The organism is Dactylosporangium sp. NPDC051484, assembly GCF_040689395.1.
Lineage (GTDB): Bacteria > Actinomycetota > Actinomycetes > Mycobacteriales > Micromonosporaceae > Dactylosporangium.
The window spans coordinates 1-18,017 of record NZ_JBFAZX010000015.1 but is presented as its reverse complement, the minus strand read 5'-3'; the positions used below and the strand labels follow the sequence as shown (position 1 = coordinate 18,017).

16 protein-coding genes are annotated in these 18,017 nt (G+C 72.3%); 4 read left to right on the top strand and 12 right to left on the bottom strand.

The window, feature by feature from the left end; translation table 11 throughout:
- Positions 1 to 7: 7 nt before the first annotated feature.
- The 3 genes from AB0367_RS23510 to AB0367_RS23500 all read right to left on the bottom strand — a co-directional run bounded on the left by AB0367_RS23510 (position 8) and on the right by AB0367_RS23500 (position 2,552).
- Positions 8 to 1,315: an MFS transporter gene (locus tag AB0367_RS23510; RefSeq protein ID WP_366228537.1), complete on the bottom strand. Its 1,308-nt coding sequence runs from the start codon at positions 1,313 to 1,315 to the stop codon at positions 8 to 10.
- An 84-nt stretch (positions 1,316 to 1,399) separates the two neighbouring features.
- Positions 1,400 to 1,978 (bottom strand): TetR family transcriptional regulator, encoded by a 579-nt coding sequence (locus AB0367_RS23505; RefSeq protein WP_366228536.1) that lies wholly within the window; start codon positions 1,976 to 1,978, stop codon positions 1,400 to 1,402.
- A gap of 343 nt (positions 1,979 to 2,321) precedes the next feature.
- Positions 2,322 to 2,552 carry a hypothetical protein gene (locus AB0367_RS23500; protein WP_366228535.1) on the bottom strand — a complete coding sequence of 77 codons (231 nt, stop codon included), beginning with the start codon at positions 2,550 to 2,552 and terminating at the stop codon, positions 2,322 to 2,324.
- Positions 2,553 to 2,598: 46 nt separating this feature from the next.
- On the opposite strand from AB0367_RS23500, the gene AB0367_RS23495 reads away from it, so the two are divergent.
- Positions 2,599 to 3,108, top strand: a complete 510-nt coding sequence (locus tag AB0367_RS23495) for an aminoglycoside adenylyltransferase domain-containing protein (protein ID WP_366228534.1) — start codon at positions 2,599 to 2,601, stop codon at positions 3,106 to 3,108.
- A gap of 68 nt (positions 3,109 to 3,176) precedes the next feature.
- Here AB0367_RS23495 and AB0367_RS23490 read toward each other — a convergent pair whose 3' ends face one another.
- From AB0367_RS23490 to AB0367_RS23475, 4 genes are all read right to left on the bottom strand, one after another.
- On the bottom strand, positions 3,177 to 4,442 hold the full coding sequence (locus AB0367_RS23490; protein WP_366228533.1) for a hypothetical protein: 1,266 nt from the start codon (positions 4,440 to 4,442) through the stop codon (positions 3,177 to 3,179).
- A 38-nt stretch (positions 4,443 to 4,480) separates the two neighbouring features.
- Positions 4,481 to 5,014, bottom strand: coding sequence for a SigE family RNA polymerase sigma factor (locus AB0367_RS23485; protein WP_366228532.1), 534 nt, complete (start codon positions 5,012 to 5,014; stop codon positions 4,481 to 4,483).
- Positions 5,015 to 5,181: 167 nt separating this feature from the next.
- A complete protein-coding gene (locus AB0367_RS23480; protein WP_366228531.1) occupies positions 5,182 to 6,654 on the bottom strand; it encodes a class II fumarate hydratase in 1,473 nt (490 codons plus the stop codon).
- 4 nt (positions 6,655 to 6,658) lie between these two features.
- Positions 6,659 to 8,365 carry an NAD-dependent malic enzyme gene (locus AB0367_RS23475; RefSeq protein ID WP_366228530.1) on the bottom strand — a complete coding sequence of 569 codons (1,707 nt, stop codon included), beginning with the start codon at positions 8,363 to 8,365 and terminating at the stop codon, positions 6,659 to 6,661.
- 275 nt (positions 8,366 to 8,640) lie between these two features.
- Between AB0367_RS23475 and AB0367_RS23470 the strand changes: the two genes are divergently transcribed.
- Together AB0367_RS23470 and AB0367_RS23465 are read left to right on the top strand one after the other, a co-directional pair.
- Positions 8,641 to 9,750, top strand: coding sequence for an LCP family protein (locus AB0367_RS23470; RefSeq protein ID WP_366228529.1), 1,110 nt, complete (start codon positions 8,641 to 8,643; stop codon positions 9,748 to 9,750).
- A 65-nt stretch (positions 9,751 to 9,815) separates the two neighbouring features.
- Complete coding sequence (locus tag AB0367_RS23465) at positions 9,816 to 10,622, top strand: polysaccharide deacetylase family protein (protein ID WP_366228528.1); 807 nt, start codon at positions 9,816 to 9,818, stop codon at positions 10,620 to 10,622.
- 42 nt (positions 10,623 to 10,664) lie between these two features.
- Here AB0367_RS23465 and AB0367_RS23460 read toward each other — a convergent pair whose 3' ends face one another.
- Genes AB0367_RS23460 through AB0367_RS23445 form a run of 4 tightly spaced genes read right to left on the bottom strand, consistent with a single transcriptional unit; the run spans position 10,665 to position 14,552 of the window.
- Complete coding sequence (locus AB0367_RS23460; RefSeq protein WP_366228527.1) at positions 10,665 to 11,558, bottom strand: ROK family protein; 894 nt, start codon at positions 11,556 to 11,558, stop codon at positions 10,665 to 10,667.
- Positions 11,555 to 12,736 (bottom strand): sugar ABC transporter permease, encoded by a 1,182-nt coding sequence (locus AB0367_RS23455; RefSeq protein ID WP_366228526.1) that lies wholly within the window; start codon positions 12,734 to 12,736, stop codon positions 11,555 to 11,557. The genes AB0367_RS23460 and AB0367_RS23455 overlap by 4 nt, the downstream gene beginning before the upstream one ends.
- On the bottom strand, positions 12,733 to 13,476 hold the full coding sequence (locus AB0367_RS23450; protein ID WP_366228524.1) for an ATP-binding cassette domain-containing protein: 744 nt from the start codon (positions 13,474 to 13,476) through the stop codon (positions 12,733 to 12,735). Before AB0367_RS23450 ends, AB0367_RS23455 begins: the two co-directional genes overlap by 4 nt.
- Complete coding sequence (locus tag AB0367_RS23445) at positions 13,476 to 14,552, bottom strand: sugar ABC transporter substrate-binding protein (protein ID WP_366228523.1); 1,077 nt, start codon at positions 14,550 to 14,552, stop codon at positions 13,476 to 13,478. Before AB0367_RS23445 ends, AB0367_RS23450 begins: the two co-directional genes overlap by 1 nt.
- Positions 14,553 to 14,673: 121 nt before the next feature.
- On the opposite strand from AB0367_RS23445, the gene AB0367_RS23440 reads away from it, so the two are divergent.
- Positions 14,674 to 15,873: an ROK family transcriptional regulator gene (locus AB0367_RS23440; protein ID WP_366228522.1), complete on the top strand. Its 1,200-nt coding sequence runs from the start codon at positions 14,674 to 14,676 to the stop codon at positions 15,871 to 15,873.
- Between the two features lie 24 nt (positions 15,874 to 15,897).
- On the opposite strand, the gene AB0367_RS23435 is transcribed toward AB0367_RS23440, so the two are convergent.
- On the bottom strand, positions 15,898 to 17,793 hold the full coding sequence (locus tag AB0367_RS23435) for a transketolase (protein WP_366228521.1): 1,896 nt from the start codon (positions 17,791 to 17,793) through the stop codon (positions 15,898 to 15,900).
- Positions 17,794 to 18,017: the final 224 nt, after the last annotated feature.

Genomic DNA, 18,017 nt, shown 5'->3' with positions numbered 1-18,017 from the left:
GCTTTCGTCAGGTTCCCTGAGGTCCGGTGCCGCCTTCGCCGGCGCCGGCCTCGACGGGTTCGGCCGCCGCCTCCCGGGCCGGCGCACGGCGGCCGCCGCGGGTATAGAGGGCCGCCACGGCGGTGCCCAGGCACAGCGCGGCCGAGCTGAGGCCGAGCGACCAGTGCACGCCGATCGCCTGGCCCAGCACGCCGACCGTGACGCCGCTGCCGGCGCGCAGGCCGCTGGCCGAGACGTTGTAGACGCCGATCACCCGGCCGCGCTCGGCGGGCGGGGCGAGCAGCTGGGTGACGGTCTGGCCGATCGACATCGACGCCAGGTTGGCCACGCCGCCGATGAACAGCAGGACCACGGCGAGGACGTAGTCGCGGGTCACGGCGAACAGCAGGGTGCTCACGCCGTACAGCATGGTGGTCACCAGCGCGGCGCGGACCGTCGGGCGGATGCGGCCGGTCGCCTCGAGCAGGATGCCGCCGAGGACGCCGCCGGCGCCGGCGGCGAACAACAGCACGCCGTAGACGTCGGCCGGGTTGCCGCCCAGGTCGCCGGCGAAGCTCGGCATCGTGGCCTGCAGCGACGTGCCGACGAAGAACGACGCCAGACCGGCCAGGATGATCATGCTGATGAGGGTGTGGTTGCCGGCGACGCGCCGCAGGACCTTCACCGAGTCGAACAGGCCGACGCGCTGGGCGGGGGCGCCCGCGTGGCGGGTGTGCCCGGTGAAGCGGGTGCGGAACAGGAACAGCGTCAGCGGCAGGTAGAACCCGATGTTGACCAGGATGCCGGCCGTCGGGCCCAGCTGCAGCAGCAGCGCGGAGCCGACCGCCGGGCCGAGCAGGACGCCGAGGCTGCGGAAGGTCGCGTTCAGGCGTACCGCCGAGGCCAGCTCCTTGTCGCCGACGATGTCGTGCAGCATCAGCTGCTCGCCGGGGCCCCACAACGAGCCGGCGACGCCGTGCAGCACCAGCAGCAGGCACGCGTGCCAGATCTGCAGCGAGTCGGTGATGAACAGGATGCCCCAGGCCAGCGACACCACCATGAACAGGATCTGGGCGGCCTGGATGACACGCCGGCAGTCGTAGCGGTCGGCGAGGCCGCCGAACCACACCGACAGCAGCAGGAACGGCACCCAGTGGCTGATCACCTGGAAGCCGGCGAGCGCCTCGGAGTGGAACTTCTCCCACAGTACCCAGTACGTGATGACGTGCTCGATGTTGTCGGCCATCATCGACAGCGCCGCCCCGAAGAGGTAGGGCCGGCAGTCACGGTTGCGCAGGGCGGCGAACCGGCGGGCGGCCGGGACGGCGGCGGTCATGGTGGTAAGGGTGCTCCGGTCCTTACCCTCCCTTGCCGCCGCGGGCCCCCGGAGTGATCGGCACCACCGCGAGGGCGTCCTGGCTCAGTCCTGCGGCCGGCCGTCGCCGGTGAGCACGGTCTCCATCAGCTGGTCGAGCCACTCGGCGACCTTGGCCCGGCCCCACCCGCGCTGCTCGATGAGCAGCGCCACGGCGTGCCAGGTGATCAGCGCCCACAGCGTGTCGGTGGCCCGCCCGACCGTCAGCCCCGGCCGCAGCCGACCGGCATCGGCCGCGGTGCGCACCAGCCGCTTGAGCTCGGCGCGCCGCTGCCGCTCGTGCCGCCGCCACGCCTCGCGCAGCGCCGGTTCGGCGGCCGCTGCCTCCTCGAACGCCCGCTGCATGGGATATCGGCGCACCAGCCCGCCGACGACCTCCTCGGACCCGGGTCCGGGCGCGGTCCGGTCCACGGCGAGCAGCAGCAGTCCGGGCTTGTCGGCCAGTGCGTACACCGACTTGGGTGTGACCCCGGCCTCCTCGGCGATCGCCGCCATGGTCGTCGCCGCGTAGCCGCGCCGGGCGAACAGGCGCTCCGCCGCGGCCACGATCGCCTCCCGGGTGGCCGTGGCGGCCGCGACACGCCGTGGCGCGTGATACGAACGTCCGATGTTCGATGCAGTCATGCTCACCTCATTTCACGATGACTGTACCGGACATTAGATCGCTTGTCCTGGCCGAGATATGCCGCACTTGCGGGTGGCTGAGGTGTGCACTTAAGTCCACAATGGACGATATTGGTGTGACGAGCACTTCATGGAAGTTTGCTGGAAAGCCTTTGTTTACCGGGAATTTGGCCGTACTGTCTGATGAGTCGTCGACCCCTTGGAGGTGATTCACCATGGCGAAGAAGTCGAAGAAGGACAAGAAGAAGAACAAGAAGAACAAGAAGAAGTAAGTTGCGCCGCTGCGCCGCCCGGGCTGTCCCGGGCGGCCCGGCAGCCCTCACCGGCCACACGTGGCCGGTGGTCAGGGGCTCGGCCGGACTACACATGAGCGGTGAACATCCTCGACGGATACCTCGGCGCGGTCGTCGACCGGCTGCAGGGCATCTTCCGCGGGCGGCTGGTGGGTGTGTATCCGGCCGGCTCGCTCGCCTTCGACGCGTATCAGCCGGGCCGCAGTGACGTCGACCTGCTCGCCGTCGCCGAGGAGCCCACGGACGGCGAGATCGCCGCCGTCGTCGCGGCCCTCGATCACGCGGCGCTGCCCTGCCCTGCCCTGCCCGGCGACCGGCCTCGAGTTCGTGCTCTACGACCGCGCGACCCTGGCCGGCCTGTCCACCGAGGCCGGCTTCGCGCTGAACCTCAACACGGGCGCCGAGCTGCCGTACATGGCCGAGACCGGCCCCGGCGACGGCCTGAGCTTCTGGTATCCGATCGACCGGGACATGGTCCGCCAGCAGCGCCGCGCCCTGATCGGCCCGCCGTTCGCCGACCTCGTGCCGCGGGTGCGCTCGCGGGTGCTGCTCCCGGTCGTCGCCGACTCGGTCGCCGCCCAGCTGGCCCACCTCGGCGAACACGGCGACAACGCGGTCCTCAACGGCTGCCGGGCGCTGCGCTACCACGCGGAGCGCATTTGGTCGCCGAAGCGCGTCGCCGCCGAGTGGGCGGTGCGGCACCTCCCGGGCGAGGCCGCCGTGATCCAGGCGGCGCTGGACAGTCACGCCATGGGCCGCGACGCGGGCCGCTCGCTCGACCGCGCGGCGGCCACGCAGTTCCTGACCCGCGTCCACGCGCTGCTCACCACGCCCTGACCGGGCCCGGCGGCCGGAGCACCCGATCGGTCGGCAACGCGGCCGGCGACGCGCCGCCGCTGCGACGTTCAGTGCAGCGCGATCGCGACGATGCCGAGCAGCGGGCCCGTGCTCACCACCGAGACCGCGCCGGTCGACACGTCCCAGGCGATGAGACCCTCCTGGTCCGTGCGCAGCAGGACCGTGTGCTCGTCGACCCAGTCCAGCGGCTGGCAGCAGCCCTTCACCCGGTCCCGGCCCAGGTCGAGCAGGCGCCGCAGCTCTCCGGTGCGCACGTCGACGACGGCGACGACCTCGACGCCCTGGCGCGTCGGCGTGCGGCCCCAGCCGGCCCGGACCACCAGGTCGCCGCCCGCGTCCGCGCCGTTGCGCACGGCGGGGCCGTACCACTCGTCCACCCCGTACGGTGCCAGCGCGCGGCCGTCGACCGGCACCTCCCGCACCGGCGCGGCCCGGTCCAGCTGCCACTCCTTCAGCACCATCGGTTCGTCACCGGCCTCAGCGCCGATCACGCCCCGCAGCTCGAGCACCGGCCCGTCCGGCCGCGACACGACCGTGTTCCAGACCGACAGCCCCGCCGTGACCCGCGTCGCCGTCCGCGCCCGCCAGTCGACGGCGAACGTGGCCGTCGCCTGCTCACCGTCGTCCCGCGTGACCAGGACGGTGTCGTTGGAGCGCCACATCACCTGTTCGTTGTAGCCCGGCAGCGGCGTGCGGTACACCGCGGCGGTCGTGACGTCGACGACGATGAGTTCGTCGGTCTGCGCCACCGCGACGAGGCGCCGGTCCGGCGACACCGCCGTGGGCCGCAGCGGATCGGCCGTGTTGTTCCCCTCGTCCCGGGTGAACGCCAGATCGACCACGTCCACCCGGGCCCACGAGCCGTCGGTGTCGAGCACGTACAGCGGCTCCGGCCGGGTGGCGTCGTCCGCACTGTGCGGCTCAACCACCGCCACGGCCTGCCGGACCGGCCGCTGCGACAGCTTGCGGGCCTCGGCGGGCCGGAACGCCGCACCGGTCGCGGGCAGCGGCCCGATCGTGCGCCGGCCCGGCTGCCGCGGCATCTGATCCACGCTCGGCGGGCCGGGCGACGCCGCGGACGGCGCCGGACTGCTCGACGGCGTGGCCACCGGGTGCGGTCGCGGCCCGGCCCGCAGCGGCACGGCGACGCCCACCGCCACCGCGCACACCGCGACCGCCGCCGCGACGCCGGTCACGATCCGCCGCCGGCGATGGACCCGGCCGGCCCGCGCCCACGCCGCCTCCGCCAGCGCCGGCGCCCGGACGTCCGCGGACGCCTGATCGAGCAGTTCGGCCAGCTCACGCGTGCCCATCTCGGCCCTCCCGTCGCACCACGAGCAGTTCGCCCATCTCAGCGCTCCCGTCCCGCCGCGAGCAGTTCGCCCAGCTCCGGCGCGAGCGCCCGCAGCCGCCGTAACGCGACGCTGGTCTGGCTCTTCACGGTGCCGACCGACACGCCCAGCACCTGCGCGGTGCGGGCCTCGGTCAGGTCGTCGAAGAACCTCAGCACGAGCACCGCCCGCTGGCGCGGAGCGAGCCGGGCCAGCGCCGCCGCGAACACCACCCGGTCCGCCACCGGCTCGGCGCTGTCGGAGCCCGCGGCCAGCGGTACCACGTCGACCAGCGTCTCCCGGCGGCGCCGCCGCCACCAGGACACCGCGTCGCGGTACATGATTTTGCGCAGGTACGCCTCCGGCTCGCCGTGGCGGACCTGCCGCCACCGCAGCGCCAGCTTGACCAGCGCGTCCTGCAGCAGGTCCTCGGCCCGGTGGTGGTCGCCGCACATCAGGTACGCCGAGCGCAGCAGCCGGTGCTGGCGGGCCTGCACGAAGGCGACGAACTCGGCCTGGAACTCGGCCTGCTCGTCACTGGGCGTGGGGTTCACATGAGCTCAACGCACGAGTACCCCCGGATGGTTGGGGATCCGCCTACGCTGCTGCAATGAATGTCCGAGGATCACGGAAGCGGGCTGTCGGCGCTCGACTGGGCCGTCCGGGGCGGCCACGCGCAGACGGCGACGCTGCTCGTGGCCGCCGGCGCGGCCGGCGTGATTCAGCGGTGACCGCCGCCGTCGCCGCCGGCCGCCGGAAGATCGGCGGTGCCGGGCCGGGTCAGGTTGACCGGGACGACGACCCGGTCGTACAGCTCCTCGCTGACGCCGCGGTCGAGCGCCGCGGCCTTGAGGGTGAGGCCGCGGTCGATGGCGTGGTGGGCGATCTGCGACGCGCGGTCGTAGCCGATCACCGGCGACAACGCGGTCACCATCATGACCGACCGGTCCACGTTGTGGCGCAGCCGTTCCTCGTCGAGCTGGGCGCCCTCGACGAGGAACCGGCGAAAGTGGTCGGCGGCGTCGGCGAGGATGCGGATCGAGTGCAGCACGTTGTTGATGACGATCGGCCGGAAGGCGTTGAGCTCGAAGTTGCCCTCGCCGCCGGCGATGGCCACGGCCGTGTCGGCGCCTTGGACCTGGATGCAGACCATGAGCATGGCCTCGGCCTGGGTCGGATTCACCTTGCCGGGCATGATCGACGAGCCGGGCTCGTTGGCCGGCAGGTTCAGCTCGTGCAGCCCGGTGCGCGGCCCTGATCCCAGCCAGCGCATGTCGTTGGCGAACTTGAACAGTGCCACCGCGATGCCGCGCAGCGCGGCCGACGTGCGCACGAGCGCGTCGAGCGAGCCCTGGGCGGCGAACTTGTTGGGCGCGGTCACGAACGGCTTGCCGGTCAGCTCGGCGATGGTCTTGGCGGCGGCCTCGTCGAAGCCGGGTGGGGCGTTCAGCCCCGTGCCGACCGCGGTGCCGCCCATGGCCAGCCGGTACAGGCCGGTCATCGTCGTCATGAGATGGGCCGACGCGTCGGCGAGCTGGGCGGCGTAGCCGGACCACTGCTGACCGACGGTCAGCGGGGTCGCGTCCTCCAGGTGCGTGCGGCCGATCTTGACGACACCGGCCCATTTCCGGCTCTTCTCGGCGGTCGTGTCGTACAGCCGGGCCAGCGCCGGCAGCAGCTGCTCGTCGATGGCGGTCACGGCGGCGATGTGCATCGCGGTCGGGAACGTGTCGTTGGAGGACTGGCCCATGTTGACGTCGTCGTTGGGGTGCACCGGGGTCTTGGTGCCCAGTTGTCCGCCGACGAGCTGGATCGCCCGGTTGGAGATCACCTCGTTGACGTTCATGTTGGACTGGGTGCCGGAGCCGGTCTGCCAGACGTACAACGGGAACTCGCTGTCGAGGCGGCCACGGATCACCTCGTCGGCCACCCTCGAGATCAGGTCGGACTTCCACTCCGGCAGCCGTCCGGCCCGCGCGTTGACCATCGCGGCGGCCTTCTTGACGTAGCCGTAGGCGTGGTACACCTGCTTCGGCATGCGATCGTCGCCGATGTCGAAGTGCACCAGCGAACGCTGCGTCTGGGCGCCCCAGTAGTGCCCGGCCGGCACCTCGACCGCGCCGAGCGAGTCGGTCTCGGTGCGGGTGCCGGCGGCGTCCAGACCGATCGGCACGTCGCGCACCTGGTATCGCACGGCGTCACCCGGCCTTGATCGGGCGATACACCGGCTGCCACATGGCCTCCTGCACCTGCCGCGCCGGATCGGTCAGCTCGGCTCGGGCGAGGCCCTCGGCGGCGGCTCGTTCGGCCACCGCCACGGCGACCGTGGCCGAGACCGTCCGCAGGTTCTCGACCAGGGGCAGCAGCGAGGCGCCCGGTGCGCTCACGTCCACCAGACGGCCCACCGCGTCGGCCGCCGCGGCGAGCATCCCGTCGCTGACCTTCCGGGCGCGGGCCACGATCGTGCCCAGCCCCAGGCCGGGGTACAGCAACGCGTTGTTCGCCTGCCCGATGGCGTACGTGACGCCGTGGTACGTGACCGGGGGTACCGGAATGCCGGTGGCGATCAGGGCCCGGCCGTCGGTCCACGGGATGAGCTGGTCCGGCATCGCCTCGATGCGCTCCGTCGGATTGGACAACGCGAAGATGATCGGCCGGTCCACGTGCTGGGCCATCGCCCGCACGACGTCCTCGGTGAACGCCTGATGCACCGTCGACGTGCCGATGAGCATGGTGGGCCTGACGTTGCTGACCGTCTCGCGCAGCCCGATCCCGCCGTCGCGGCGCCAGCCGGCCGCCTCGCTCGCCGGCCGGGCGTACGGGACCTGGAAGTCCAGCAGGTTGGTCATGTCGTCGGTGAGCAGGCCCTGCCGGTCGATGCACCAGATCCGCCGGGTCGCCGCGTCGTGGTCCAGGCCGTCGCGGACCATCGCGTCGCGCAACTGGTCGGCGATGCCCACCCCGGCCGTACCCGCGCCGAAGATGACGATCCGCTGGTCGCGCATCCGCGTGCCGGCCACCCGGGTGGCGCTGAGCGCGGCGGCCAGCACGATCGCGCCGGTGCCCTGCATGTCGTCGTTGAACGTGCACACCCGGTCGCGGTAGCGCTCCAGGATGCGCCGGCCGTTGCTCGGGCCGAAGTCCTCCCAGTGCAGCAGGGCATTGGGGAACAGCTTGGTCACGGCCCGCACGTAGGCGTCGATGAAGTCGTCGTAGCGCTGCCCCCGGACGCGGCCGTGCCGGTTTCCGACGTACCTCGGGTCGTTGAGCAGCGCTTCGTTGTCGGTACCGACGTCCAGCGACACCGGGATCACCCGGGCCGGGTCGATCCCCGCCGCCGCGGTGTACACGGCCAGCTTCCCGACGGCGATGTCGATGCCGCCGACGCCCCAGTCGCCGATCCCGAGGATCTCCTCCGCGTCGGAGGCCACGAGCAGGTCCACCTCGCCGGGGCCGAGCCCGAGGTCGGCCAGGGCCGTCTCCACCAGGTCGGGTTCGTCGATGGACAGGTACACCCCGCGCGGGCGGCGGTACTCGTGGCTGTACCGCTTGATCGCCTCGCCCACCGTCGGGTCGTACACCACCGGCAGCATCTCCCGCAGATGCTCGCCCAGCAGCCGGTAGAACAGCACCTCGTCGCTGTCCTGCAACATCGTCAGGAACACGTTCTTCTGCAGGTCGCTCGGCTGCTCGTGATACTGCTCGTACGCCCGCGCGACCTGATCCTGCAGGCTCTGCACCGCCGAGGGCAACAGCCCCACCAGGCCCAGCGCCCGCCGCTCCGCGCGGCTGTACGCCGTGCCCTTGTTCAGCAACGGAATCTCCAGCAGCTCGGCCCCGCGCACGCTCGTCACGTAGGTACCGTTCTGCGCGCGAAACTTCCGCCGCGTCGCGATATTCGCCATCGCCGTCATACGCTCGCCCCCCGACATCCCGGCCCAACGGCAGATCCACTTCGACATGCCTGCCTACCCGGTGCGCCGCCGTCGCACCGGCCACGCCCACGATTCACCTCCGCCGGTGAGCGGCGAAGGACGGGCGTGCTGCCGGGCGGCCGCCCCGCGCTCATCCCGCGCGGGTGAACCGTCCTCGCTGCCCGCGATGGTCTGCTGTGACGAGTGGCGATCGGCGATGCCGCACCGTGCGTACCGCCGGACAGCACCATCGAAGTAGGAGAGGTATGCGAGCCGGAACTTCCACCGCCACCGCGAACACCGCACCCACGCAGGGCCGCCGCCGGCGTTGGAGAAAGGTGGCGGCCGTCATCGCTTCGAGCATCGCCCTGCTCCTCGGCGCTGCCGTCGGCGCGGCGGTGCTGTACTACCGCAGCATCGACTCGGACATCCGGCGCACCGATGCGTTCGGTACCGGTGTCCAGCAGTCACAGTCGCAATCGCAGGCGCCGACCCGGCCACCGGTCGAGGTCGTCGGCGCCGAGAACATCCTGCTGCTCGGCAGCGACTCACGCGGTCCCGACGACCCGAACAGCAGAGGCGACGCGGGACTGGGCCGCACCGACACGATCATCCTGGCGCACGTCGACGCGAGCCACAAGAAGGCGTACCTGATCTCGTTGCCGCGCGACCTGTACGTGCACATCCCGCCGAACCCGGCCGATCCGAGCCTGGGCAACAGGGATGCGAAGATCAATGCGGCGTTCGCGTGGGGCGGCGTGCCGCTCGCGGTACGGGCCGTGGAGGCTTACACGGCGGTGCACGTCGACCACGTCGTCCTGGTCGACTTCGCCGGGTTCGAGCAGGTGACCGACGCGCTCGGGGGCGTTGACCTGTACATCGAACAGGCCGTCACCGGGGTCGGCAAGGGTGGCCGCCACTTCAACCAGGGCATGGCGCACCTGAACGGATCCGAGGCGCTGGAGTACGTCCGCCAGCGCGAGCAGTTCCTGGGCGGGGACTTCACGCGGATGTGCCACCAGCGGGTGTTCCTCAGTGCGCTGCTGGACAAGGCGAGCAGCACCGACACGGTGAAGAACCCGCTCAAGCTCAACGCGTTTCTCAAGTCGGTGGCCAAGGCCATCACCGTCGACAAGGAATTCTCCCTCGCCGACACGGCGTTCGCGTTTCGCAACATCGGCAGCGGCGACCTGACCATGCTGGTCAGCCCCAACCGCGGATCGGCGACGATCAAGAAGGAGAGCGTGGTGCTGCCTGACCCGGGCCGCGCGAGTGCGCTCTACGGCGCGGTCGCCAATGACAAGCTGGCCGACTGGCTCGCGCAGAACCCGCAGGCCACGCCCTCGACCTCGAAGAACGGATGCACTGGACCGTGATGGGCTTCGCGACGAACTCCGCTCGGGGCGGGCCCGCCCCGCAGGCCCAACGGCGACGCCATCGCATGCCGGTGGTCGCGCTGCTGGTGCTCTCGACGCTGTTCGCGGCCTGTTCCGCGCAATCCGCCCATGACGCGCGCGGCGGCGGGACGCCTTCGCCGGTGCCGAGCTCGTCCCTTGCCGGGCCGAGCAGCATGCCACTGCGGGGCAGCGGCTCGCCCGCGGCCGAGAAGTATCGCGACCGCCTGCCGGCGTTCGACAAGGCCCCGCCCGCACATCCGGTGACGCTCCCGGACGGCGGCAGTGCCGCGTGGATCTCGCGGGTGCCGACCGACCAGCCGGTGGCGTTCGTGACCATCGACGACGGCTGGGTCAAGCACCCGGAGGCGGCCGAGCTGCTGCGGGAAGCGCACGTGCCGGTGACGCTGTTCCTCACCGTCAACGCGATCAGCGACAAACCGGCGTACTTCAAGACGCTGCAGGACATCGGTGCCGTCATCGAGGCGCACACCATCACCCACACCAACCTGAGCGGCAAGTCGTACAGCTTCCAGAAGGAGGAGATCTGCGGCTCCGCCGACCAGCTCGCCACCCTCTACGGCCGGCGGCCGACGCTGTTCCGCCCGCCGGGCGGGATCCAGGACGCGACGACGCTTCGAGCCGTGCACGACTGCGGGCTCAAGGCCGCGTTCTTCTGGAAGGAGACGGTCAACCGGGGCAGCGTGCAGTACCAGGAGGCCAGAGTGGTCCAGCCGGGCGACGTGATCCTCATGCACTTCCGCGACCAGTTCGTCGAGGACTTCATCGCCGCGCTGAAGGCCATCAAGGCGGCCGGGCTGACGCCGGCCCAGCTGGAGGACTACTTCCCCTGACGGGTCCGGGCGGCGGCCCGCCGGCCCGGCGACGCGCAGGCGTCACGGTCGCGCGGCCGCCAGGGTGAGGGCCATCGACAGCGCGCCGATCAGGGGCGCGTCGTCGACGAAGGCGGCGGCGGCCAGGTGGGGCGGGAACGGTACCGAACGATCCAGCACCGCCGCCATGCGCGGCAGGATGTGCCGCGCCGCGCCCATGAGGCCGCCGCCGATGACCACCCGCTGCGGGTCCAGGACGATGCTGAGGTTGGCGACCGTGCGGGACAGGGTCTCCAGGGCCTCGTCGAGCAGCCCTGCGACGCCGGGGTCGGGGTAGGCCTGGAACAGCTCGGCGGCGGTGACCGGGCGCCCCAGCAGGGCCGAGCCGCGGCGGGCCAGGGCGCTGCCGGAGATCGTCTCCTCCAGCGGGGCGCGATCGTCGGCGAAGGCGGGCGCGTCCGCGCGGTCGCGCAGGTAGCCGATCTCGCCCGCGGCGCCGTTCGCGCCGGGCACGATGCGGCCGCCGGCCACGAGGGCGGCGGACAGGCCGGTGCCCACGTTGACGTACAGCCCGGTGTCGGTGCCGCGCAGGGCGCCCCAGCGCAGTTCGGCGGTGGCGCCGGCGTTGACGTCGTTGTCGATGGCGAGCGGGGTGTCGCCGAACGCGGCGCGCAGCAGGCCGGGCAGCGCCAGGCCGTCCCAGCCGGGGACGTTCGGGGCGAGGCGGACCACGCCGTCGCGCAGGACGCCGAACGTGGCGACGCCGACCGCGGCCGGCTCGGCGACGAGCTCGCGGGCGGCGGCCAGGGTGCGCTCGACGACCTGGGCGGCGCCCTCGGCACCGCGGGTGTCCAGGCGCACCGTGGCGTGCGGCCGGCCCCCGGTCGCGCCGAGCGCCGCCGTGCCCAGCGCGACCTTGGTCCCGCCGAAGTCGATCGCCAGTACCTGCCGCGTCACCGGGGCCGGCCCGGCCGGGCGAGGGAGTCGATCGCGACGGCGACGGCGAGCACCGCGGCGGTGACCATGTACCGCACCGAGGAGTCGACGCTGAGCAGCAGCATGCCGTTGGTGATCGACTGGATGACGAGGATGCCCAGCAGCGCGGCGTAGGCCCGGCCGCGGCCGCCGAAGAGCGAGGTGCCGCCGATGACCGCGGCGGCGATGGCCATGAGCAGCGTGTCGCTGCCGCCGGAGCTCTGGTTGACCGCGGCGAGCCGGCTGGCCGCGAGGATGCCGCCGAACGCGGCCAGCGTGGCGGAGGCCATGAACGCGATGGCGCGCACGCGCACGATGCTGATGCCGGCGCGGCGGGCCGCCTCGGCGTTGCCGCCGACCGCGTACATGTGCCGGCCGAAGACGGTGTGGCGCAGCATCAGGTCGAGGGCGACGACGAGCGTGCCGAAGATGACGAGCAGCAGCGGTACCCCGCGATCGGCCGACAGCACCGAAACGGCGACGGCCAGGACGGCGGCGAGCCCGCCCAGCCGCAGCGCGAGCCCCGGCCCGGAGCCGGCGGGCAGGTCGGCGGCGCGGCGCAGGCGCCGCTGGACGAGCGAGCCGGCGGTCCATCCGGCGACGATCGCGCCCGCGAGCAGCCACCCGGCCCACGGGGGCAGCCAGGTGTCGCTCAGCCCGGCCAGGAACCCCTCGAAGGGCAGGTTGATGGTGCCGCCGCGGCCCAGGAGGTACAACATGAGGCCCTGCCATCCGATGAGCCCGGCTAGGGTGACGACGAACGACGGCATCCGCAGCCGGGTGAACATCCAGCCGTGCAGCAGGCCGATCAGCGCGGCACAGCCCAGCGCCACGCCGATCGCGGCGAGCGGGTTCCAGCCGTGGCGCACCGACAGGATCGTCATGACCACCGCGCACAGCCCGCTGACCGAGCCGGCCGAGAGGTCGATCTCACCCAGCAGGATGACCATGATGACGCCAAGCGAGATGGTGCCGGTCGCGGCCATCTGCAGGGCCAGGTTGGTGAGGTTCTCGGCGGACAGGAAGTGCTCGTTGAGCGAGCCGAACACCGCCGCGATGGCGACGAGGCCGCCGACGACCGGCCACGCGCCGAGGTCGGCGCGGCCCGTGCCGCGCAGCGGGATCAGCGACTGGTACAGCCGCCCGGTCGTGGTGCTCACACGTTCTCCTCGGGCGCGGGGGCGGCGGCGCCGCCGGTGATGGCGGCGACGACGGCCTCGGGGGTGGACTCGGCGGTGGCGAACTCGCCGGCGTTGCGGCCCAGCCGCAGGACCACGATCCGGTCGCTGACCGTGCGCACGTCGGCGAGGTTGTGGGAGATGACGAGGACGGCCAGGCCCCGCTCACGCAGCCGGCGGATCAGGTCGAGCACCTGCGCGGTCTGCTCGACACCGAGCGCGGCGGTGGGCTCGTCCAGGATCACGACCCGCGGCTCGCCGATGAGGGCGCGGGCGATCGCCACCGACTGGCGCTGGCCGCCGGAGAGCATGGCGACCGGCACCCGGATGTCGCGGATGCGCACGTCGAGCGAGGACAGCAGGTCGCGCGCCACGCGCTCCATCCGGATGTGGCTCAGCACGCTCCAGCGGCGCCGCTCCGCGCCGAGGAAGAGGTTGCCGACGACGTCGAGGTTCTCGCACAGGGCGAGGTCCTGGTGCACGGTCGAGACGCCGAGCCGCTGCGCGTCGTGCGGGCTGCCGATGCGCACCGGGGCGCCGTCGAGCCCGATCGAGCCGCTGTCGGCGGTCACGACCCCGGACAGGACCTTGACGAGGGTCGACTTGCCGGCGCCGTTGTCGCCGACCAGCGCGACCACCTGGCCGGACGGGAGGTCCAGGCTCACCCCGTCGAGAGCCTGGACCGCGCCGTAGCGCTTGCTGACGTTGGTCGCGGCGAGCACTACTGGATTCCCGCCGTGGTGCAGGCCGCCGCGGCCGGGCCGGTGCAGATCTCGGCGGCCTTGTAGAAGCCGTCCTTGACGATGGTGTCCTTAATCTTGTCCGCGGTGACCGCGGTCGGGTCGAGCAGGAACGCGGGGATGTCGCCGGTGCCGTTAGCGACCTTCGCCGGCGCGGCCGGCTTCTCGCCCTTCGCGAGGGCCACGGCCAGCTCCGCCGACTGTTCGGCCTCCCGCCGGATGTCGAGGTAGATGGTCATGTACTGCTCGCCGGTGAGGATCCGCTGCACCGCGGCGAGCTCGGCGTCCTGGCCGGTGATGGGCGGCAGGGTGGCGTATCCGGCGCGCTTCATCGCCGCGATGGCGCCGCCGGCCATGCCGTCGTTGGCGGAGAGCACCCCGACGATGTCGTCCCGGCCGAGCGCGGTGATGGCCTGCTCCATCTCCTGCTGGGCCTTGTCCGGGCTCCAGTCCGGCGTGTCGAACTCGCGGCCGATCTGTACCTTGCCGTCGAGGACCTTGTGCGCGCCGGTCTTGTAGTCGGCGGAGCTGGGGTCGGTGGGCGAGCCGTTGATCATGACGATCTTGCCGGCGGTCGCCTTGCCCGCCTTGTTCAGCGCGTCCAGCAGCGCCTGGCCCTGCATCTGCCCGACCCGGACGTTGTCGAAGGAGACGTAGTACTCGTACGTGATCCCGGAGATGAGCCGGTCGTAGGCGATGACCGGCACCTTCTTCTGCTTGGCCTGGTTGACCAGCGACGCGACCGCGCCGGCGTCGACGGCGTCGAGCACCAGCACGTCCGCGCCCTGGGCCAGGGCGGCCTCCACCTGCTGTTGTTGCTTGGCGGCGTCCTGATCGGCGTTGGAGTACAGCACCTTGCAGGCCGCGCAGAGCGCCTTCACCTTGGCCTCGAACAGCGGCCGGTCGAACGCCTCGTAGCGGGTCGTCTTGGACTCCGGCAGGAACAGCGCGATCGTCGGCGCTTCCTTGCCGCCCTGCTTGTCACCGGTGCTGCCGCCACACCCGCCGGCGAGGACCGCCGCGGCGGTCAGCACTGCGACGAACCATCTGGCTCTCACGGAGGGCACCTTTCCTCGGAGGGTTCTCGCGAGGATGTTCGGGCACCCGGCCGATCCTTGGCAAGGTCCTTTACGAAATTGATAAGGGTCCTTTCTGAATTCGTGTGGCACGCTGTACCCCGTGCAGACCACCGCCACCGCCAGCACGACCAGCGTGCTGCGGGTGATGAACGAGCGAGCCGTGTTCGCCGAGACCTTCCGTCTCGGCGCGGTGTCGCGCCCCGAGCTGGCCCAGCACACGGGGCTGTCCAAGCCGACCGTGGCCGGCGCCCTGGCGAACCTGGAGCGCGCCGGGCTGCTGCGCCAGGTCGGGATGCGCGCCGGCGCCGCCGGCCGCTCCGCGGTGCTGTACGAGGTGCGCCCCGAGGCCGGCTGGGTCTTCGCCGTCGACGTCGGCCGCTCCTACGTCCGCGTCGCCCTGGCCGACCTGGTCGGGCGGATCGTCGCGCGCAAGGACGAGCCGTCGCGCAGCATGCGCGCCCGCGACCTCGTCGCCCAGCTCACCCGCCTCGCCGAGGAACTGGCCGCCACGGCCGGCATCACGCGCGACGACATCACCCTGGCCGTCTTCGGTACCCCGGGCATCCACGACAAGGCCACCGGCGCCCTGCACCTGGCGCCGAACCTGCCCGGCTGGAACCGCCGCGGGAGCGTCGAACGCCTGGCCGGCATCGCCGGCGCGACCTACGTCGTGGAGAACGACATCGACCTGGCCGCCGTCGGCGAGGCCACCTACGGCCTCGGCCGTGGCGTGCGGCACTTCGTCTACGTCTCCATCGGCACTGGCACCGGCATGGGCATCATCATCGACGGCAAGCTGTACCGCGGCTTCCGCGGCGCCGCCGGCGAGATCGGCTACCTGCCGGTCGGCGAGGACGACCCCCTCGCCGACGACCCCGCCGCCCGCCGCCGCGGCATGTTCGAGTCGGTCGCCTCGGCCGACGGCGTCGTCGCCATGGCCCACCGGCTCGGCCTGACCAGCGTGACCTGCGCGAAGGACGTCTTCGACGCCGCCCGCGCCGGCGACGAGATCGCCCGCCGGGCCGTGGCGCGCGAGGTCGACCACGTCAGCCACGCCCTGGCCGGCATCACCGCGGTGCTCGACCCCGAGCTCGTCGTCCTCGGCGGTGGCGTCGGCAGCCAGCCCGGCGACCTGCTCACCGCCCCGGTCGCCGAACGCCTGCACGACCTGGTCGCGTTGCGCCCGCCGCGCATCGAGGTCTCCACCCTCGGCACGGACGCCGTGCTGCTCGGCGCCCTGGCCGTCGGTCTGGCCGACGCCAGGGACCTGGTCCTGGACGCCGCGGCCGCCGCCGGCTGACGCCCGCGCAGGGCGGCATCGGGTCTACTCGTCGGTGACGAGGTGCCGGGCGGCCGCCGTGATGTGCTCGGCGTCGATGCCGGCCCAGGCGAGGAGTTCTTCCGGGCTGCCGGAGCCGGGCATGTCGCGGACGGCCAGGTGGGTGATGCGCAGGCCGGTGCTGCCGCCGGCGACGAGGCTGTCGATGACGGCGGAGCCGAGGCCGCCTTCGGGGTGGTGATCCTCGGCCACGACGATCCGGCCGCCGGTCGCCGAGGCGGCTGCGGCGAGGGCTGCGCTGTCGATGGGTTTGACGCAGTACGCGTCGATGACCCGGGCGGTGATGCCGAGCGCGGCGAGGCTGCCGGCGGCGGCGAGGCAGGCGTGCAGGGTGACGCCGGCACCGATCAGGGTGACATCGTCGTGGTCGCTGCGGCGCGGGACCTTGCAGCCGCCGATGGGGAACGTCTCGCCGTCGGGGTACAGCACCGGATAGCCGCCGCGCGTGGTGCGCAGGTAGCTGATGCCGGGGATGGTGGCCATGGCGTTGGTCAGGGCGACGGTGCTGGTGGCGTCGGCGGGGTAGAGCACGGTGGAGCCGTGCGCGGCGCGGATCATGGCGATGTCCTCCAGCCCCATCTGGGAGGGGCCGTCGGCGCCGATCTCGAGGCCGGCGTGGGAGCCGACCAGACGGACGCTGACACCGCTGACGGTGCCCATGCGGATGAAGTCGTAGGCCCGGGTCAGGAAGGCGGCGAAGGTGGAGGCGTACGGACGGTACCCGCGTACGGCGAGGCCGGTGGCGGCGGCGACCATCTGCTGTTCGGCGATGAACATCTCGAAGTACCGGCCGGGGAAGGCGCGGGCGAACTCGGCGGCGAAGGTGGAGTTGTTGACCTCACCGTCGAGGGCGACCACCCGCGGGTCGCGGGCGCCGAGCGCGACCAGGGCGTCGCCGTATGCCTTGCGGGTGGCGACCTTCGCGCCGAGCTCGTAGCGGGCCGCGGTGGCCGGCGAAGTGGGCGCGGTGGTGGGCGACCGGCCCGCGTCCTCGCCGGTCTCGGGCAGCGGGCCGCGGACGGTGAGGCGCCGCGGGCCGCCGAGTTCGGTGATGGCGCGTTCGGCCATGTCGGCGGGGAAGGGCTTGCCGTGCCAGCCGGGCCTGTCCTCGACCTCGCAGAATCCCTTGCCCTTGACCGTCTTGGCGAGGATCACGGTGGGCCGGCCATCGGCGTCGGTCTCGGTCGCGGTGGTGAGCGCCTGGTCGATGGCGGCCAGGTCGTGCCCGTCGATGCTCAGCACGCGGGCGCCGAAGGCCTCGGCGCGGGCCGCGTAGGCGCCGAGGTTCCAGCCGAGTGCGGTTTCGCCGCGCTGGCCGAGCCGGTTGACGTCGACGATGGCGGTGAGGTTGGACAGCCGGTAGTAGGAGGCCTTGTCGAGAGCTTCCCAGATGGAACCTTCGGCGAGTTCGCTGTCACCGCACAGGACCCAGATCCGGTACGGCAGCTTGTCGAGGTACTTGCCGGCCAGCGCGACACCGACCCCGTCGGGCAGGCCCTGACCGAGTGAGCCGGTGGCCACGTCGACCCAGGGCAGCGCGGGGGTGGGGTGGCCTTGCAGGCGCTGCCCGAAGCGCCGGTAGCCGTGGATCAGCTCCTCGTCGGTGACCACGCCGACGGCCTTGTACACCGCGTAGAGCAGGGGTGAGGCGTGCCCTTTGGAGAGGATCAGGTGGTCGTTGGCGTCGGCGGCCGGCTTGTCCCAGTCGTAGCGCAGGTGCCGGGCGACGAGCACGGCGAGCAGGTCGGCGGCGGACATGCTGGAGGTGGGGTGGCCGGATCCGGCGCTGGTGGACGAGCGGATCGCGTCGACCCGCAACTGGGCAGCGACCTGCGCGACGGTGTCCAGACTCGCGCGAGGCGAGGTGGCGATCGTGGTCATGACGCTTCCTTGCGGAGATCCTGGGCGGAATCGGAACGGCCTGATCGGTTGCGCCTACCCGCCCTGCGTGGCGGCTAACGCCGAGCGGGCGCCCCTGACACCGTGACATCCGTATCCGTGACCGGGGAGCGTGAACACCCCGGACACGTGCAGCCCGGCCCGAGCCGCGGCCGTGGCCACCTCGCCCGCCGATACCGGCCGCACCCCGCTGCGGTGATGCCCGC